The sequence below is a fragment of the Longimicrobiaceae bacterium genome (assembly GCA_035696245.1).
Lineage (GTDB): Bacteria > Gemmatimonadota > Gemmatimonadetes > Longimicrobiales > Longimicrobiaceae > DASRQW01.
In genome coordinates this window covers 1-15,079 of record DASRQW010000015.1, presented here as the reverse complement: position 1 = coordinate 15,079, position 15,079 = coordinate 1, and the positions used below count along the sequence as shown (strand labels likewise).

General features: G+C 71.5%; 12 protein-coding genes. 1 reads left to right on the top strand and 11 read right to left on the bottom strand.

Features of this window, described 5'->3' with window-relative positions; genetic code table 11:
- Positions 1 to 67: 67 nt before the first annotated feature.
- The 11 genes from VFE05_00605 to VFE05_00555 form a co-directional block, all read right to left on the bottom strand.
- Complete coding sequence (locus tag VFE05_00605) at positions 68 to 472, bottom strand: hypothetical protein (protein ID HET6228542.1); 405 nt, start codon at positions 470 to 472, stop codon at positions 68 to 70.
- 67 nt (positions 473 to 539) lie between these two features.
- A complete protein-coding gene (locus VFE05_00600; protein ID HET6228541.1) occupies positions 540 to 956 on the bottom strand; it encodes a hypothetical protein in 417 nt (138 codons plus the stop codon).
- Between the two features lie 209 nt (positions 957 to 1,165).
- Complete coding sequence (locus VFE05_00595) at positions 1,166 to 1,564, bottom strand: hypothetical protein (GenBank protein HET6228540.1); 399 nt, start codon at positions 1,562 to 1,564, stop codon at positions 1,166 to 1,168.
- A 166-nt stretch (positions 1,565 to 1,730) separates the two neighbouring features.
- Positions 1,731 to 2,957, bottom strand: a complete 1,227-nt coding sequence (locus tag VFE05_00590) for a hypothetical protein (protein HET6228539.1) — start codon at positions 2,955 to 2,957, stop codon at positions 1,731 to 1,733.
- Positions 2,954 to 5,227 carry a peptidase domain-containing ABC transporter gene (locus VFE05_00585; protein HET6228538.1) on the bottom strand — a complete coding sequence of 758 codons (2,274 nt, stop codon included), beginning with the start codon at positions 5,225 to 5,227 and terminating at the stop codon, positions 2,954 to 2,956. Before VFE05_00585 ends, VFE05_00590 begins: the two co-directional genes overlap by 4 nt.
- On the bottom strand, positions 5,224 to 6,393 hold the full coding sequence (locus VFE05_00580) for an HlyD family efflux transporter periplasmic adaptor subunit (protein ID HET6228537.1): 1,170 nt from the start codon (positions 6,391 to 6,393) through the stop codon (positions 5,224 to 5,226). Before VFE05_00580 ends, VFE05_00585 begins: the two co-directional genes overlap by 4 nt.
- A 24-nt stretch (positions 6,394 to 6,417) precedes the next feature.
- Positions 6,418 to 7,545 carry a zinc-binding alcohol dehydrogenase family protein gene (locus tag VFE05_00575; protein HET6228536.1) on the bottom strand — a complete coding sequence of 376 codons (1,128 nt, stop codon included), beginning with the start codon at positions 7,543 to 7,545 and terminating at the stop codon, positions 6,418 to 6,420.
- Positions 7,546 to 7,600: 55 nt separating this feature from the next.
- Entirely contained in the window at positions 7,601 to 10,843 is a 3,243-nt protein-coding gene (locus VFE05_00570) for a type 2 lanthipeptide synthetase LanM family protein (GenBank protein ID HET6228535.1), read from the bottom strand.
- A gap of 123 nt (positions 10,844 to 10,966) precedes the next feature.
- Positions 10,967 to 11,242, bottom strand: a complete 276-nt coding sequence (locus VFE05_00565; protein ID HET6228534.1) for a hypothetical protein — start codon at positions 11,240 to 11,242, stop codon at positions 10,967 to 10,969.
- Between the two features lie 86 nt (positions 11,243 to 11,328).
- Positions 11,329 to 11,742, bottom strand: coding sequence for a hypothetical protein (locus tag VFE05_00560; protein ID HET6228533.1), 414 nt, complete (start codon positions 11,740 to 11,742; stop codon positions 11,329 to 11,331).
- An 851-nt stretch (positions 11,743 to 12,593) separates the two neighbouring features.
- The gene (locus VFE05_00555) at positions 12,594 to 13,073 is read right to left on the bottom strand and encodes a DinB family protein (protein ID HET6228532.1); all 480 of its coding nucleotides are present in this window, start codon (positions 13,071 to 13,073) and stop codon (positions 12,594 to 12,596) included.
- 280 nt (positions 13,074 to 13,353) lie between these two features.
- Here VFE05_00555 and VFE05_00550 point away from each other — a divergent pair, with 280 nt between their 5' ends.
- Entirely contained in the window at positions 13,354 to 14,991 is a 1,638-nt protein-coding gene (locus tag VFE05_00550; GenBank protein ID HET6228531.1) for a DHA2 family efflux MFS transporter permease subunit, read from the top strand.
- Positions 14,992 to 15,079 lie beyond the last annotated feature (88 nt).

Below are 15,079 nucleotides of genomic sequence, written 5' to 3'. Positions count from 1 at the left end.
ACGCGATTTGGTTGACGGTAAAACCTGGGGGTGCGCGCGCCGGTCGGGCGCGCGCACCCGGGTGCTGCTACTCGGCGATCTTGGCGACCGTGTAGGCGATCAGCGCGATCGAGCCGCTGACCACGGCGCTCACCACGAAGCACTCCAGGCTCGACAGCACGGCGCCGGCGACCGCAGGCGTGGCGCCCCCGTTGACCTGGAGCAGCTCGGACTCGGAGAGCTCCATCATCTCGTCCAGCGCCTCGGGGAGGACGATGGTGACGTCGGCCTTGTTCTCGATGAACACGATGTCGAGCTCGGCCGAGACCTCGACGCCGGCGGCCGCGAAGGCGGCGTGCGCGTCGTTCAGCATCAGGGCGCGGAACTCCGCGTCCGTCGCCGAGCGGGCGAGCATGTCGTTCAGGGCGCGCTGCTGCGCGATCATGGCGGCGTTCTCGGTGACCTCGGCAGACTGCATCACGTTGCTGCTCATTGTTGTTGCCTTTCCAGAGGTAGGGAGCGGGGAGCCGGGCGCGCCCGCGGCGCGTCCGGGGCAGACGTCAGTCGACGGCCTTGGCGATCACGTACGCGGTCAGGGCGAAGCTGCCGCTGACCACGGCGCTCACCACGAAGCACTCCAGGCTCGACAGCATGGCGCTGGCGACGCTGGCGGCCGCGGGCGTGGCACCGCCGTTGACCTGGAGCAGCTCGGACTCGGACAGCTCCATCATCTCGTCCAGCGCCTCGGGGAGGACGATGGTGACGTCCGCCTTGTTCTCGATGAAGACGATGTCCAGCTCTGCGGCGACCTCGACGCCGGCGGCGGCGAAGGCGGCGTGCGCGTCGTTCAGCATCAGGGCGCGGAACTGCGCGTCGGTGGCCGAGCGGGCGAGCATCTCGTTCAGGGCGCGCTGCTGGGCGATCAGCGCGGCGTTCTCGGTGACCTCGGCGACCGTGGTCTGCATCTCGGTGCTCATCTGGACGTGCTCCGGCTGGGGAGTGGGCTGTGTGCCGCGGCCGCGAAGGCGGCGCGCGGGTGAGGCTTGCCCTGCGCGCGCGTGGGTGGAGCCGCGGACCGAATCCTTCTCCACCCCGGCTTCGCTGGACGGGCGAGGCCGGCGTTAGCTAGGCGCATGCGGCGCATCTTCCGGCATCTCCCGTTGCGGGGAGACGCGGATCCTGTCGGCTAGCTGGCGAGGTAGATCGTGAGCGCGACGACCGAGACCACCGCCGACACCGCGAGCGAGACGGGGGAGTCGACGATCAGGGTCGCCGTGGCCGTGACGGTGGCCCCGCCGTTCACGGTCTGCAGCTCGGCCTCGGAGAGTTCGATGACCTCGTCGAGGGCGTCGGGCAGGACGATGGTCACGTCCGCCCGGTTCTCGATGAAGCCGATGTCCAGGGCGGGCGAGACCTGCACGCCGGCGGCGAAGAACGCGGCGTGCGGGTCGCTCAGCATCAGCGCGCGGAGCCCGCGGTCGAAGGCGGAGCGGGCGAGCATGTCGTTCAGCGCGCGCTGCTGCGCGATCATCACCGCGTTCTCTGCGACCTCGGCGGGCGCGGCCTGCGTCAGGGGATCGCTCATCTCCAGATGCTCCGGGTACGTCGTTTCCTCAGTTCGCGGTCGGGATCGGCCGCGCATCTTAGGTCTCCCTGCGGCTCGTGAAGAGCCCGGGCGTTTCGATTCGATCTCGTCGCCTGCCGGCGCGGAGCCCGCATCCGCCAATGTGTCGACTCGGCCTAAGTGGATCTCAGGCGGGCGCGCTCCGCCGTGCATCTGCCGAGAGCCGTTCCACCGTGGCCGCGCGCAGGAGCGTGGCGGACGGGATGCCGGTGCGGCGCGCGGCGCGTGCAGCGTCGGCCAGGTCGTCGGCGGGGGGCTTCCCCTCGGCGCGCGCGATGGCGGCGAGGGCCAGGCTCCAGCCCTGCGGGTCGGCCCCTCGCGCGGCCGAAGCCTGGTCGAGCCAGCGGCGCCCGGCCTCGGCGTCGTTTTCCCATGCGGCGGTGAAGATGGCCGCCTCCAGCGCCGCGTTCGCCTGAGCTGCCCTGGCGGGACCGTTCGCGCCGGACGCCGCGCGCTCCGTCGCCCGTCCCAGGTGCTCCCGTGCCGCGTCCCAATCGCCAAGATCGAGCGCGCGGTAGTAGAGGAGATAGGACGCCGCGGCACCCAGCTCGGACACTCCCGCCGCGGCCTCGGCGCGCCCGGCGAGCTCCGCGTCCCACTCACGCGGCCGCTGCGTCTGCGCGAGGAGCAGCAGGGCGCGGATGGCGAGCTGCGCCTCGTCGTCCGCGCCGCGGCGGCGGAGGCGGCGAAGCTGGAGGCCGTCGGACGCGGTCCCGCCGCCCATCCGCATTGGGATGGAGGTGACGACCGCCAGGCCCAGCGACATCGCCCCGGTGACGAAGAGGAAGAGCGCCCACGGACTGCTCATCGCCACCGCTCCGGCCAGGCACGCGGCGCTTCCCGCGACGCTGCCGGCGGGTCCGCCCGCCACGTATCTCCACATCCCCCGCCGGAACGCCGCGTCTCCCGGCCACCTATCGGGTGCGGAGAGGCAGGCGCCGCCCCACGCGGCCAGGCGGCGGTTGAGCCCCGCCCGCAGCCGCCCGTCCACCCGCCCGATCCGGAGCGGGCCGGCCCACAGGGCGATCAGCCGGAAGCCGCCCAGCGCCGCGCCCGCGGCGTGGCCTCCCTCGTGCAGCAGCGTCGCCGCCAGCCAGGCGGCCACCGCCGTCACCGCCCACGCGAGCCCGCCGGCCGGCCGGAAGCTCGCCGCGGGGAGGATGCCGTGCGGGCCCATGGCCCATACCAGCAGCCCCGCGAACCCGCCGCCCACCGCCATCCCCGCCAGCATGGCGCCGAGCGCCTGCCGCCTGTCGCTCCGCACCGGTGCGGAGCGCCGAGCCTCCGCGGCGGAGTCGACTCCGCCGGCCGGCAGATCGGGCTGGCCGGAAGGGAGGGCGGCGGCCACGCTCATCGCGCCCCGGCGTAGGCGTGGGCCCCGTTTCCATTGCCGTTGCCGTTCCCGTTGCCCGAATGGGCCAGGGCGGTGAAGGGCAGCAGCGCCGGCTTCTCGTCGGCCGACGGCGGGGCGGGGAACTGCGCGTTCCACAGCTGGGCGTAGGCGCCGCCGCGGGCCAGCAGCTCGGTGTGCGTGCCTTCCTCGGCCACCTTTCCGCGGTCCAGCACCACGATCCGGTCGGCGTGCACCACCGACGACAGCCGGTGGGCGATCACCACCACCGTCTTCCCCTGCTGCCGCAGCGTCTGCATGGTGCGCTGCACGAACTGCTCGGAGTGGGGGTCGAGCGACGAGGTGGCCTCGTCGAGGATCAGGATGGATGGGTCGCGGTAGAGCGCGCGGGCGATCGCCAGGCGCTGGCGCTGGCCGCCGGAGAGGGCCACGCCGTTCTCGCCCACCAGGCTCTCGAAGCCGCCCGGCGTGGCCTGGATGAAGTCGAGGATGCCCAGGTCGCGGCTCACCTGCAGCACGCGTTGCCGGTCGGGCTCGTACTCGCCCACCGCGATGTTCTCCATGATGCTGCCGGAGAAGAGGTCGATCTGCTGGGGGACGATGGCGGTGGCGCGGCGCAGCGACTCGGGGCTCACGTGGCGCACGTCCTGGTCGCCGATCATCACCCGCCCGCCCTCCAGCGCGTAGATGCGCTGCACCAGCGCGGCGATGGTGCTCTTGCCCGACCCGCTCTCGCCCACCACGGCCGTCAGCTCGCCGCGGCGGAAGGTGAGGTCGAGGTGCTGGAAGACGGGCATGCGCGAGCCGTAGCGGAAGGTGACGTCCTCGAACCGCACGTCGCCCGTCTCGGCCTCCAGCATCACGCCGCCCGCGTTGGGCTCGCGCTCCAGGTCCAGGATCTCGAAGAGGCGGTCGGCCGCGATCAGCGCGTCCTGCATGGTGCGGTTCATCCCGATCAGGCTGGCGATGGGCCCGGTCAGGTAGCCGATGAGGGCGTAGCAGCTCATCAGCTCGCCCGGCGAGATCTCGCGCGCCAGGACGAAGTGCGCGCCCACCCACAGCAGCACGATGGCGAAGACGCGCCCGGCCAGCTCGGTGGTGGTGCCGGTGAGGATGCCCGTCTTGGCCGCGGTGCGTACGGTGCGGAGGACGCGTACGAAGCTGAGCTCCATCTTGCCGTTGGCGAAGCGCTCCAGCCCGAAGCGCTTGACCGTGGGCAGGCCGTTCAGCGACTCCACGAGCTGGCTCTCCAGGTCGGCCGAGCTCTCCATCATGCGCCGCTGGTTGCGGCGGTTGGCGCGGTTGGTGACCAGGTAGATGCTGCCGTACACGGGGAAGAGCGCCATCATCATCAGCGCCAGCTTCCACGAGTACACGAACATCAGGCCCAGCGAGAAGGTCACGACCAGCACGTTGACCATCAGGTCGAGCGCCACGTCGTTGATGAAGGCGCGGATCTTCACCGCGTCGTTGATGCGCGACAGGATCTCGCCCACGCGCATGGTGTCGAAGAACTGCTGCGGGAGCCGGAGCAGGTGCTTGTAGTAGCCCAGCACCAGCTCGGCGTCGATCTTCTGGCCCGTGCGCAGGGTGAGGAAGTTCTTGGCCGCGCCCAGGTACGCCTGCGCCACCAGGAGCACGATCATGATCATGCTCATCAGGTTGAGCAGCCGCGAGTTGCCGTCGGCCAGCACGTAGTCGACGACCTTCTGCACGTAGATGGCGGTGCTCAGCCCCAGCAGCGTGTACGCGACCGCCCCGATCAGCGCCTCGGTGAGGATGGTGCCGTGCGGGCGCAGCAGCCCCGCGAAGCGCCGCCCGATGGAGGTGCGCGCGTCTCCCGGCTTGAACTCCTGCCCGGGCTGGAGGATGAGCAGCGCGCCGCTCCACGCCAGCTCGTCGATGGTCTTCACCGACACCTCGCCGGTGTACGGGTCCATCACCGTGGCCTGCGTGGCGGTGGCCTCGTAGACCACCACGTAGTGCGGCATCACGCCCTTGAGCGTGATGTGCGCGATGGCCGGCTTGGGCGCCGAGGCCAGGCCGTCGCGGGTGGCGCGCACGCCCTTGGCCGTGAAGCCCATGCGGCGCGCGGCCTCGATCAGCCCCAGCAGCGAGGTGCCGTGCTGGTCGGTGCCGGCGAGCTGCCGGATGCGGGCGACCGGCACGTGCAGGCGGTGGTACGCCCCGACCGACGCCAGGCAGGCGGCGCCGCAGTCGGTCTGGTCGTGCTGCTTGACGGTGGGGATCCGCCGGCGCTTCAGGAACCTCACTTCGCCTCCTCGGCCGCGGTGCCCGGCTGCATGGGGTTGAGCCAGTCGTTCACGTTGTCGTACAGGAGCTGGAAGAGGCTGCGGCGCGCCACCAGGAAGCGGCCCTGCAGCGTCATCCCCTTCTTCAGGCGGCCCGTGACGCCGTTCTTGAGGCTGAGCCGGCCCTCGGCCATGGCGCAGCGGACGCGGAAGGCCGGGCGGCCGTCCACCAGCAGGAAGTCGTCGGAGATGTCCAGGATGCGGCCGTGCACGCTGCCCCAGTCCAGGTAGTTGAAGGCGTCCACCTGCATGCGCACCGGCATCCCCACCCGCAGCATCCCCACGTCGCGCGGGGCGACCTGCATCTCGGCCACCAGCGCCGCCGTGGGCGAGATCACCGCCAGGCGGTCGCCCGCGGCCACGAAGCTGCCGGGCGCCAGGCTGGCCGCCTCCTCCACCGTGCCCGCCTCGGGGGCGGTGACGGTGAAGAGCGCCGACTGCGACCGCAGCTGCTCGGCCTGCGAGCGGAGCTGCTCCGTCTCCTGCCGCAGCGTGGCCAGGTCGGCCTGCCAGCCGCCGGCGTAGCGCTCGGTGAGCGCCACGGTGCGGGCGCGGGCCTGGCGGGCCTGGAGCTCCAGCTGGTCCATCTCGCCGTCGGCCAGCAGCTTCTGGTCGTGCAGGGCCCGGCCGCGGCGCAGGTCGCCGTCCTGCCGCTGCTCCTGGAGGCGCGCGTCGTCCAGCTCGGCGCGGAACTGGGCGTACTCCTGCCGCCGCCGGCCCACCGAGAGCGCGCCTGGGTCGCCCCCGGCGGTCAGGCGCCGCAGGTCGTCCATCTCCCGCGTGCGCTCCGCCACCTGGCTCTCCAGCAGCGCCAGCCGCGAAGCCGCGTCGGGGGCGCCCACCACTGCCAGCACGTCGCCGCGCTTCACGCGCTGGCCCTTGGCGATGCCCACCCGCTCCAGGATTCCCGAAGCCCCGGCGCGCACCTCGGTCTTCTCGGTGGCGGGGCGGATGATGCCGGGGCTCGCCACCGCGATGTCCACCTTCAGCAGCGGCAGCGCCGCCAGGCTGCCCAGGACCAGCACCCACACCGCCGTGTACACGGTGCGGCTGCCCCGCGACGAGCGGGCGAAGTGGCCCTCGACCGAATCTTCCAGGAAGTCCGGGGGATACAGCGTGTCACTCATCTCGCGCCTCCTTCCCGCGCCGGCTCAGGCTGCGTCGTCGTAGCGGAAGACCACCTTGCCGAAGCGGCTGCGGTCGCAATACGTGCGGTTCAGGAAGCCGGGCGCGTCCTCGCCCGTGAAGGTGCTGTCCATGGGGATCTGGAAGCGCCCCGCCTCGTAGTCCGCCACGGCCGCGTCCAGGTCCGAGTGCAGGCCCAGGCAGTTGCCGATGATGCTGAGGTTGTTGACCATGGCGGTGAGCAGCACGTCGCGGCCGTTCACCGGCTGCACGGCCGCCTGCCGCTTGGCGCCCTCGGTCTGCCCGGCCAGCCCGCAGGTCACGTAGCGGCCGAAGGGCAGCAGCATCTCCAGCCCGCGCTCCACGTGCAGGTCGAAGAAGGGGTCGATCACCGCCTCGAAGCCGTCGAGGTCGCGGGCGAGCTGCATCACGTCGTCGTTGTGGCGGAAGCTGGAGCGCGCCCCGGTCACGCGGACGATCCGCTCCACTCCCATGTCCATGAGCCGCTGGTCGTGCGTGTCGCTGGCGGTGGTGGCGAAGATGCGCGCGCCGCGGGCCTTGAGCGCCGCGATCACGAAGCCCGAGGTGCTGGAGGTGGCCGAGGTGACCAGCACCCGCGTGCCCTCCTCGACCTCGGCCTTGCGGATCATGCTGTACGCCGTCTGCGCGCCCAGGCTGAACGCCGCCGCGATCTCGTCGGGCATCGAGTCGGGGATGCGGATCAGCTTCTCCTCGTGGAACGCCTGCACCTCTTTGCTGCCCTGGTTGGTGGCCACGCCGTCGCGCCACCCGCCGGGGCGGATCTTGAGGCTCACGAAGTGGTTCTGGCCCATCACCCGGTCGCCGGGCTTGAAGCCGCGCACCTCGGCGCCCACCTCCAGCACGGTGCCGGTGAGCTCCGAGCCCACCGCGAAGAAGCGGTTCCGGGGCAGGGTCTGCATCTGCACCATGAAGCTCTTGTCGCGGTAGTTCAGCGAGAAGGCGCGGACCTGCACCACCACGCGGCGCGCGTTCTCCTCGGACGTGGGGTCGAACGCGGGGACCTCGCTCCGCATGATGCGGCTGCGCACGGGCACGTCGTCGATCAGCACCGTCCCGTCGCCGGGGAAGGAGGGAAACGCCGGGAGCCCGCCGAAGATGCCGAGACTGCGCATCGGTTCACCTCAAAGAGAAGGAAGGGAAAGGAGATCGGGGAAAGGGCGGAGCCGCTCAGCTCCAGGAGAGCACCGAGGGGACCTCGCCGGGCCGCGCCAGCCGCAGGAGCTGGTACGCGACGCCCGAGGCGCCCTGGAAGAGGCCGGGGTGGCAGATGCCCGAGCCCCAGGCCGTGCGGTAGGCGCCGCGGGCCTGTCCGCGCGCGACCACCTCCATGGCCGCGGCGCGGGCGCGCTCCACCAGCGCCCCGTCGCCCAGGCGCACGCCGGCGCTGAGCAGCAGGTCGATGCGCCCCATGGCGCCGCCCGCCAGGTGGTCGCAGCCGTCGGTCAGCTCCGCGGCCACGTCGGCCAGCGCGGCGTCCAGCCCGGCGCGGGCCGCGCTGCCCGCGGGCATCTCCATGCGGGCGAAGGCCGAGCCGCAGCTCCCCGCCCAGGTGGTGCGCACGCCGTCCGCCTGCACGGCCGCAGCGGCGATGCGCCCGTCGTACGCCAGCAGCGCCTCGGCCGCGGCGAGCAGCTCCGCATCTCCCGTCGCGGTGTGGAGACGGGCGAAGGCGAGGGCGACGCCGGCCGCGCCCAGCGGCAGGCCGGAGACGAGCGTGGGCTTGCCCTCGCGCTCGCTGCCGTCCAGCACGTGCGGGTGGTCCTTGCGCAGCGTCTCCAGCAGCCCGGCGCCGAAGGCGGACGCGTCGGCCAGCGCCTGGGCGTCGCCCGTGACCGCGTGGGTCTTGAGCAGCGCCAGCACCGTCCCGGAGATCCCCTGCATCACCCCGGGGACGCCCGACTCGCGGTCGCCGCGGGCGGCGTCGGCGAGCTGACGGCAGAAGCGCACGGCCGTCTCGCGGGCCTGCTCGCTGCCCATCAGCTCGCCCACCGAGGCCAGCGCGTACACGCTGCTGCCCAGGCCGGAGCCGGCGCCCACGTCCTTGCGCTTGGCCTTGGGCATCAGCTTGGTGCCGCCCGAGGGGCTGGTGTCCATCAGGAGCTGGAGCAGGTCGATGGCGCGCTGGCCATGCTCCGCCTCGCCGGTCACGCGGGCCAGCGCGGCGTGCATCAGGGCCACGCCGCTGTAGCCGTCGAAGAGGCCCGGCCCCATGGGCTGCATGGCGTAGCGCGAGGCGTCGCCCAGGTGCTGGATGGCCATCCACACCCGCAGGCCCAGCGGCCCGTGCTGCCCGCGCGCCTCCACCTCGGCGGCCACCCCTTCGGCCTCGGAGACGGCGGCCTCGGCGGACCACGGCGCGGCGGGGCCGGCCTGGACCTCGGGCTCGTCGGGCGCGGCGGGGCTCATCCCGCGCGCCGCGGCGGCCAGGAAGGCGGAGCGGATCTGCTCGACCTGCTGCGTGAGGTTGGCCTCGCCCAGCAGCTCCAGGCGGCGGCGGCCCTGCTCGATGGCGCTGGCGTTGAAGAAGTTCTCCACCTCGTCGCCGCTGGGAAGCTGCAGCGCGCGGCTGCCCGCCGTGGTGCCGAAGAGGGGGATGTCGTTCTGCTCCAGGCTGCGGCGCTCGGCCTCCAGCATGGGCCACCCGATGGGGCGCTCGCCCGCCTCGAGGAAGGGCCGCGCGAGCACGTCGAACTCCACCGCGCGGCGCCAGCCGTCGCGCAGGAACTCGGGGTGCAGGCAGCGCTGCAGCAGCGCCGCGTACAGGCTGGTCTGGCGGGGGATGAAGCGCACCGTCTCGGCGCTCATGGCCTCCACCATCTCCAGCAGCTCCCCGCGGCGCGCCAGCACGGTGCGGTACGCGCGGGTGAAGCCGGCCACGATCTCCTCCAGGCACGCCGTGGCGTACGCGGGCGCGCCGTCCAGCCGCGGCACGTTCACGTTGGGCGCGTACGGCAGGTGGATGGTGGCCATCTTCATCATGTCGGTGTTCACGTTGCGCCAGTGGACCACCGCGATCTGCACGTCGGGGCTGTCGGCCGAGGTCAGGCCGCCCAGGTCCACCACCACCTCGTTGCCGCTCATCTCGCGGATCAGGGGGAGCAGCCCCGTGGCCGACACCGACTGCTGCACCGAGTCCAGCGTGAGCTGCGCGAAGCTCTCCAGGCGCTCGCCGGTGGCGGGCGCCACCATGCCCAGCGGGCTCATCAGCGCCTCGTGGTCGATCAGCACCGGGTGCGCCCCGCCCGCGATCACGTTCTCGGCGTGGAAGTCGTTGCCGTTCAGCGCGTACACCAGCGCCAGGATCTGCCCGCTGCGCTCGTAGAAGGCGCGCACCTCGTCCTGCGACGCGCACTCCTCGGTCGCGATGAACTCCACCCAGCCGTAGCCCTTGCGCAGCAGCGCACCGGCGGCGCGCAGGTCGGGCCCGTCGGGCCGGTGCCCGTTGAACCACGACACCACGCGGACCCACAGCGCGTCCAGCGCCACCTCGCGCGGCTTGTAGACCGCGCGCGCCCCGGACTGGAAGGTGAGGATCGCGACCGCGCGGCCGCCGTCGTGGGTGTCGCCCGAGTCGCACTTCACCTTCACCACCGGGCCCAGCTCGCTGCCGCCGCCCCACGCGGCGGCGATCTCGCCGCGGTCCGCGCGGATGCGCTCCAGCAGCTCGCCGGTGGTGACCACCCACTGCGTCACCGCCACGGTGCACAGGCGCGCCGCCACCGGGTGCGCGGCCAGGAAGTCGAGCAGGCCGCCGCCGCGGTGCTCGGCCACGAAGGCGCGGTACACCGTGTCGGGCGCGCGGCCGCCGGTGCCGAACAGCGACGGCCCGGCGCCGCGCGCCTGGGCGCGCATGCGGGCCGCGGTGAACGAGGTGTACATGGCGCGCTGGAAGATGCCGCCCACGCGCTTGAGCAGCGCGTGCTCCAGCCCGGCGTGCGCCTCGCCCGTCATCAGCTCGTCCGCGTCGGGCACGGCGGCGCGCAGGCGGGCGCGGGCGTAGCGCACGGCCGGCACGTACAGCTCCTCGAACGCCACCGTCTCGGCCGGGTTGAGCGCGCGGTCGCCGCGCGGGTCCGGCTCGAAGCGCGCCGAGAGGGCGGCCGCGTCGGCTCCGTAGATGTCGTCCAGCGTGGCCGTCCACGCCCCCGCCGGCGAGCCCTCGCCCAGGTCCACGTCGTCCACCAGCGAGCGGGCGGTCTCGGGCGCCCACCCGTCCCACTCCAGGCGCTTGTCGAAGGCCGCGGCGTCGGCGGGCGAGACCACCGAGCGCCAGCGCGCCACGCGGTCCTCGGCCTCGCCGGCAGCGGGCACGGGGCGGGCGCCGGCGTCGGCCAGGCGGTCGCTGAAGGTGCTGGCGCGCGCGGCCATCCGGCGCGCCCGTTCTCCGGGCAGGGTCAGGGTCGGGGTCATCTCACCGCTCTTGGACGGACGTTGATGCAGGACTGGGAAGGTGGGGTGCGCCGCGGGGCGCTCGCGCAGGGTGCGGCGGGGCGGCCCTCCCGTGTGGGGAGGGGCCTGCCGCCGCGGGCCGGCTCAGCCGGCGGCGGCGGGGCGCACCGCGTCGCCGATGGGGTCCGGCAGCACGATGGTCGCGTCGTGCTCGTTCTCCACGAAGCACACCTTCAGGCCGGCCGGCAGCTCCACGCCGTAGCTGGCGAAGGCGCCGCGCGGGTCGGCGATCAGGAGCTGGCGGAACTCCTTGTCCACGGCCGAGCGGGCGAGCATCTCGTGCAGGGTGCGCTGCTGGGCGATCAGGTTGGCGTTCTCGGTCACTTCGGTCGCGGCGACCGGCTCGTTCTCGCTGCTCATGCGGAAGACCTCTTGGTGCGGAAGGGGGGAGGTACGGGGAAAACGTTCGGCCGCGCGGGCGAGAAGCCCGCGCGGCCGTGTGCTGCTCAGTCCACGTACTTGGCGACGACGTACGCCGTCAGCGCGAAGCTGCCGCTGACCACGGCGCTCACCACGAAGCACTGCAGGCTGGAGAGCATCGCCGAAGCAACGGCGACCTCCTCGGCCGAGCCGCCGTTGAGCTGGTGAAGCTCGGCCTCGGACAGCTCCAGCATCTCGTCGAGCGCCTCGGGGAGGACGATGGTGACGTCGGCCTTGTTCTCGATGAAGACGATGTCCAGGTGCGAGGCGACCTCGACGCCGGCGGCGGCGAAAGCGGCGTGCGCGTCGTTCAGCATCAGCGCGCGGAACTCCGCGTCCGTGGCCGAGCGGGCCAGCATCTCGCCCATGGCGCGCTGCTGCGCGATGAGCGCGGTGTTCTCCGAAAGCTCCGTGGGGACCTGCGTGACTTCAGTGCTCATGGGGGACGGCTCCGGTGGGGGATTAGTACGGTTGGGCGGCGTTGGGGCCGCTCCGGCTGGTGCCTGCCCACGCGCCACGGTGAGTGGAGCCACGGGTTTCGGTCTTCTCCACCTCGGCTCTCGCGGGGCATGCGAGGAGGCCGACGGTAGCTGGCCGTACCGGCGCAGGGTCTCTCACGCCTTGGACCGGGATACGACGCTTGGAGCGTCGCGGGTCGTGGGGCGAAATGTACTAATTATGACTGGATACGTGATTGGTTAAGACAAGTATCTACAACACCCGCGCTCGCGTCAACCCCTTGGAACAAAAGAGTATCCTAAGTCTCTAAAGGTGTGCGTATATTCGGGCTGGGTGTGTGGCACAGACGCATCAACAGCGCGAAAAGCGAGTCCGTTGCTCGCCTTCCGTGCGCAGCGGTCGAGTGTGCGGTCCATCGGCACCAATCTTACTTTAGACAGTTAACGTACAGCCGAAGCCTCCCACGTCCCCGGCGACGGGGCGCGTCTGCGGTGGATCGCGATGCCGATGATGTCTCCGGAGGATGGTGCGAGGGATGTAAACGGACGACGAACGGCGGATGGTGTGCGGGAGGTCGGGGAGGGGCGGATGATCGGGATCGGTGGGACGACGGATCGGATCGGCGGAGGGTCGAACGGCGCTGTCGAGACCGCCGGCAAGATGCCGATGGGACTCGGCGATGCGGATCGGCGATGCGGGCGAGGTGATGCGGACGAGCGATGTGGATGAGGTGAAGTTGGACGAGGTGAAGCGGGCGAGCGATGCGGACGAGGTGATGCGGGTGGGGTGATGCGGATCGGCTGATGAGCGGCGGGGGCCGGAGTGGGGCGGGCTATCGCGTGCCCCACTCCCAGATGCCGAAGGCGACCTTCTTGTCGGCGGGGTGGCCGGCCTGCTTGAGCGCGAGCATGATCTGCCCGCGGTGGTGGGACTCGTGCGAGACGAGGTAGCCGAGAAAGGCAGTCACGTGCGGCTTGAAGCCCTTCACCTTGCCGCCCGCCTCCACGCTGCGCCGCAGCAGCGTCTCGATGGCTCCGGCAGACGCGTCCAGCGAGCGCCGCAGCAGGTCCGCATCTCCCGCGGCGTCCTTCTCGATCTTCTCCAGCCCTTCCAGCAGCTCCGGCGCGGCGGCCTTGAGCCACATCAGCCGCACGTTGTGGAGATGCGCGAACTGCTCGCCCACCGTTCGCCCCTTCGACGCGGAGACGTCCCCCATCCCCTCCGCCGGGACGGCGTCGAGCAGATACAAGTTGATGCGCTGGTGGATGCGCCACGTGTCGAGCAGCTGGTCGGCGAAGGCGGAGGCGTCCATGGCGGCGTTCAGGGATCGGTGGACCGAGTGAGATGCAGGGCGGCATCCACGATACTCGCCCCGCGGCGCCGCATCCAGAGCGGCGTCGATGGGGGGATCGCGAGCGGTCGGTTCCTTCGACTGGCGGAATCGGACCGGGGAGATGCGCATCTCCCGAAACCGGATGCGAAAAGGCTTGCCTGCGGCGTTGCGGACGCGCAACATCTTTCCGGTTGCCGTCGCCCCGGCGGGGTCGCGCGGGCGGACGCGAAGACGAAGCCTTTCACCGGGCGGAGCGCACGTGGCAGCGAACACCGACACCCTCCGGGCACCGCCGCCCGCGCCCGAGGCCGCGCCGCCATCTGCCGACGACGAAGGCGGCATCAGCGTCTACCGCTGGCTCATCCTGCTGGGCCTGATCACGGCGGCGGTGATGGAGGTGCTGGACACCACCATCATCAACGTGGCCCTCCCGCAGATGGCGGGGAACCTGGGCGCCACGCAGCAGGAGATCTCCTGGGTCAGCACCGGCTACATCCTCTCCAACGTCGTCGTGCTGCCGATGACGGCGTTCTTCACGGCGACTCTCGGCCGGCGGAACTACCTCACGGCGTCCATCGTCATCTTCGTCGTGGCGTCTTTCCTGTGCGGCACGGCGCACTCGCTGCCCACGCTGGTGCTGTGGCGCATCGTGCAGGGCGCGGGCGGCGCGGCGCTGCTCTCGACCGCGCAGGCCACGCTGCGGCAGATCTTCCCGCGCGAAGAGCAGGGGATGGTGCAGGCGATCTTCCTCCTCGGCATCATCGTCGCGCCGACTCTCGGACCGACGCTGGGCGGGTGGATCACCGACAACTACACGTGGAACTGGTGCTTCTTCATCAACATCCCCATCGGCATCGTCTCCGCGTTCCTGGTCTACACCTTCCTGCAGGACCCCAAGGGGCAGGAGCTGCGGTCCGGGCCGGTGGACTGGCTGGGCATCGGGCTGCTGATCGCGGGCGTGGGCTCGCTCCAGTACGTGCTGGAAGAGGGCAACCAGGACGACTGGTTCAACAGCCCCCTCATCCTGCGTCTCACGATTCTGGCGGTCGTGTCGCTGGTCGGGATGATCTGGTGGGAGCTGTCGCCGCGCAACGAGCACCCGGTCATCAACTTCCGCGTGCTCAAGAACCGCGAGCTGGCGGCCTCCATCTTCCTCTTCGTGGCGCTGGGCTTCGGCCTGTACGGTGGGACGTTCCTCTTCCCGCTCTTCACGCAGAGCCTGCTGCACTTCACGCCCACCGAGACGGGGCTGGTGATGCTGCCCGGCGGCCTGATCACGGGCGCCACGGCGCTGGTGTGCGGCTTCATGCTCAACGGCAAGAAGCCGCTGGTGGACGCGCGCATCCTCATCTTCCTGGGCGTGGGCTTCTTCCTGCTCGCCATGTGGGACCTGGGGCACCTGACGACCATGGCGGGCGAGGCGGACGCGCGGCTTCCGCTCATGGTGCGCGGCGTGGCGCTGGGCCTGCTGTTCACGCCCATCAACAACGCGGCGTACGGCAGCCTCAAGCCCAGCGAGGCGCAGCAGGCGTCGGGCCTCATCAACCTGTCGCGGCAGCTGGGCGGCTCGTTCGGCATCGCCATCCTCAGCACGTACCTCACGCGCCACATCCAGTATCACCGGGTGGACCTGCTCACGCACATCAACACCACCAACCCGGCGTTCGTGGAGCGGCTGCACATGGTCACGTCGGGCCTGCTCGCCAGGGGCATCCCCGAGGTGGTCGCGAACCAGACCGCCATGAAGATGATCGAGGGCATGGTGATGCAGCAGGCCACCATGCTGGCCTACAACGACTCGTGGATGCTGATCCTCCTGTCGTTCCTCGCCACCGCCCCGGCCATCCTGCTCCTCCGCAAGCCCAAGGAAGGCGCCGCCGCCGTCGACGCGCACTGAGCCGCGGCGGGTGAACGGACGGTAGATGCAGGACGGTGGATGTATGCCGGTAGACGATCAACGGTCGATCCAGGACGGCCGATGAACG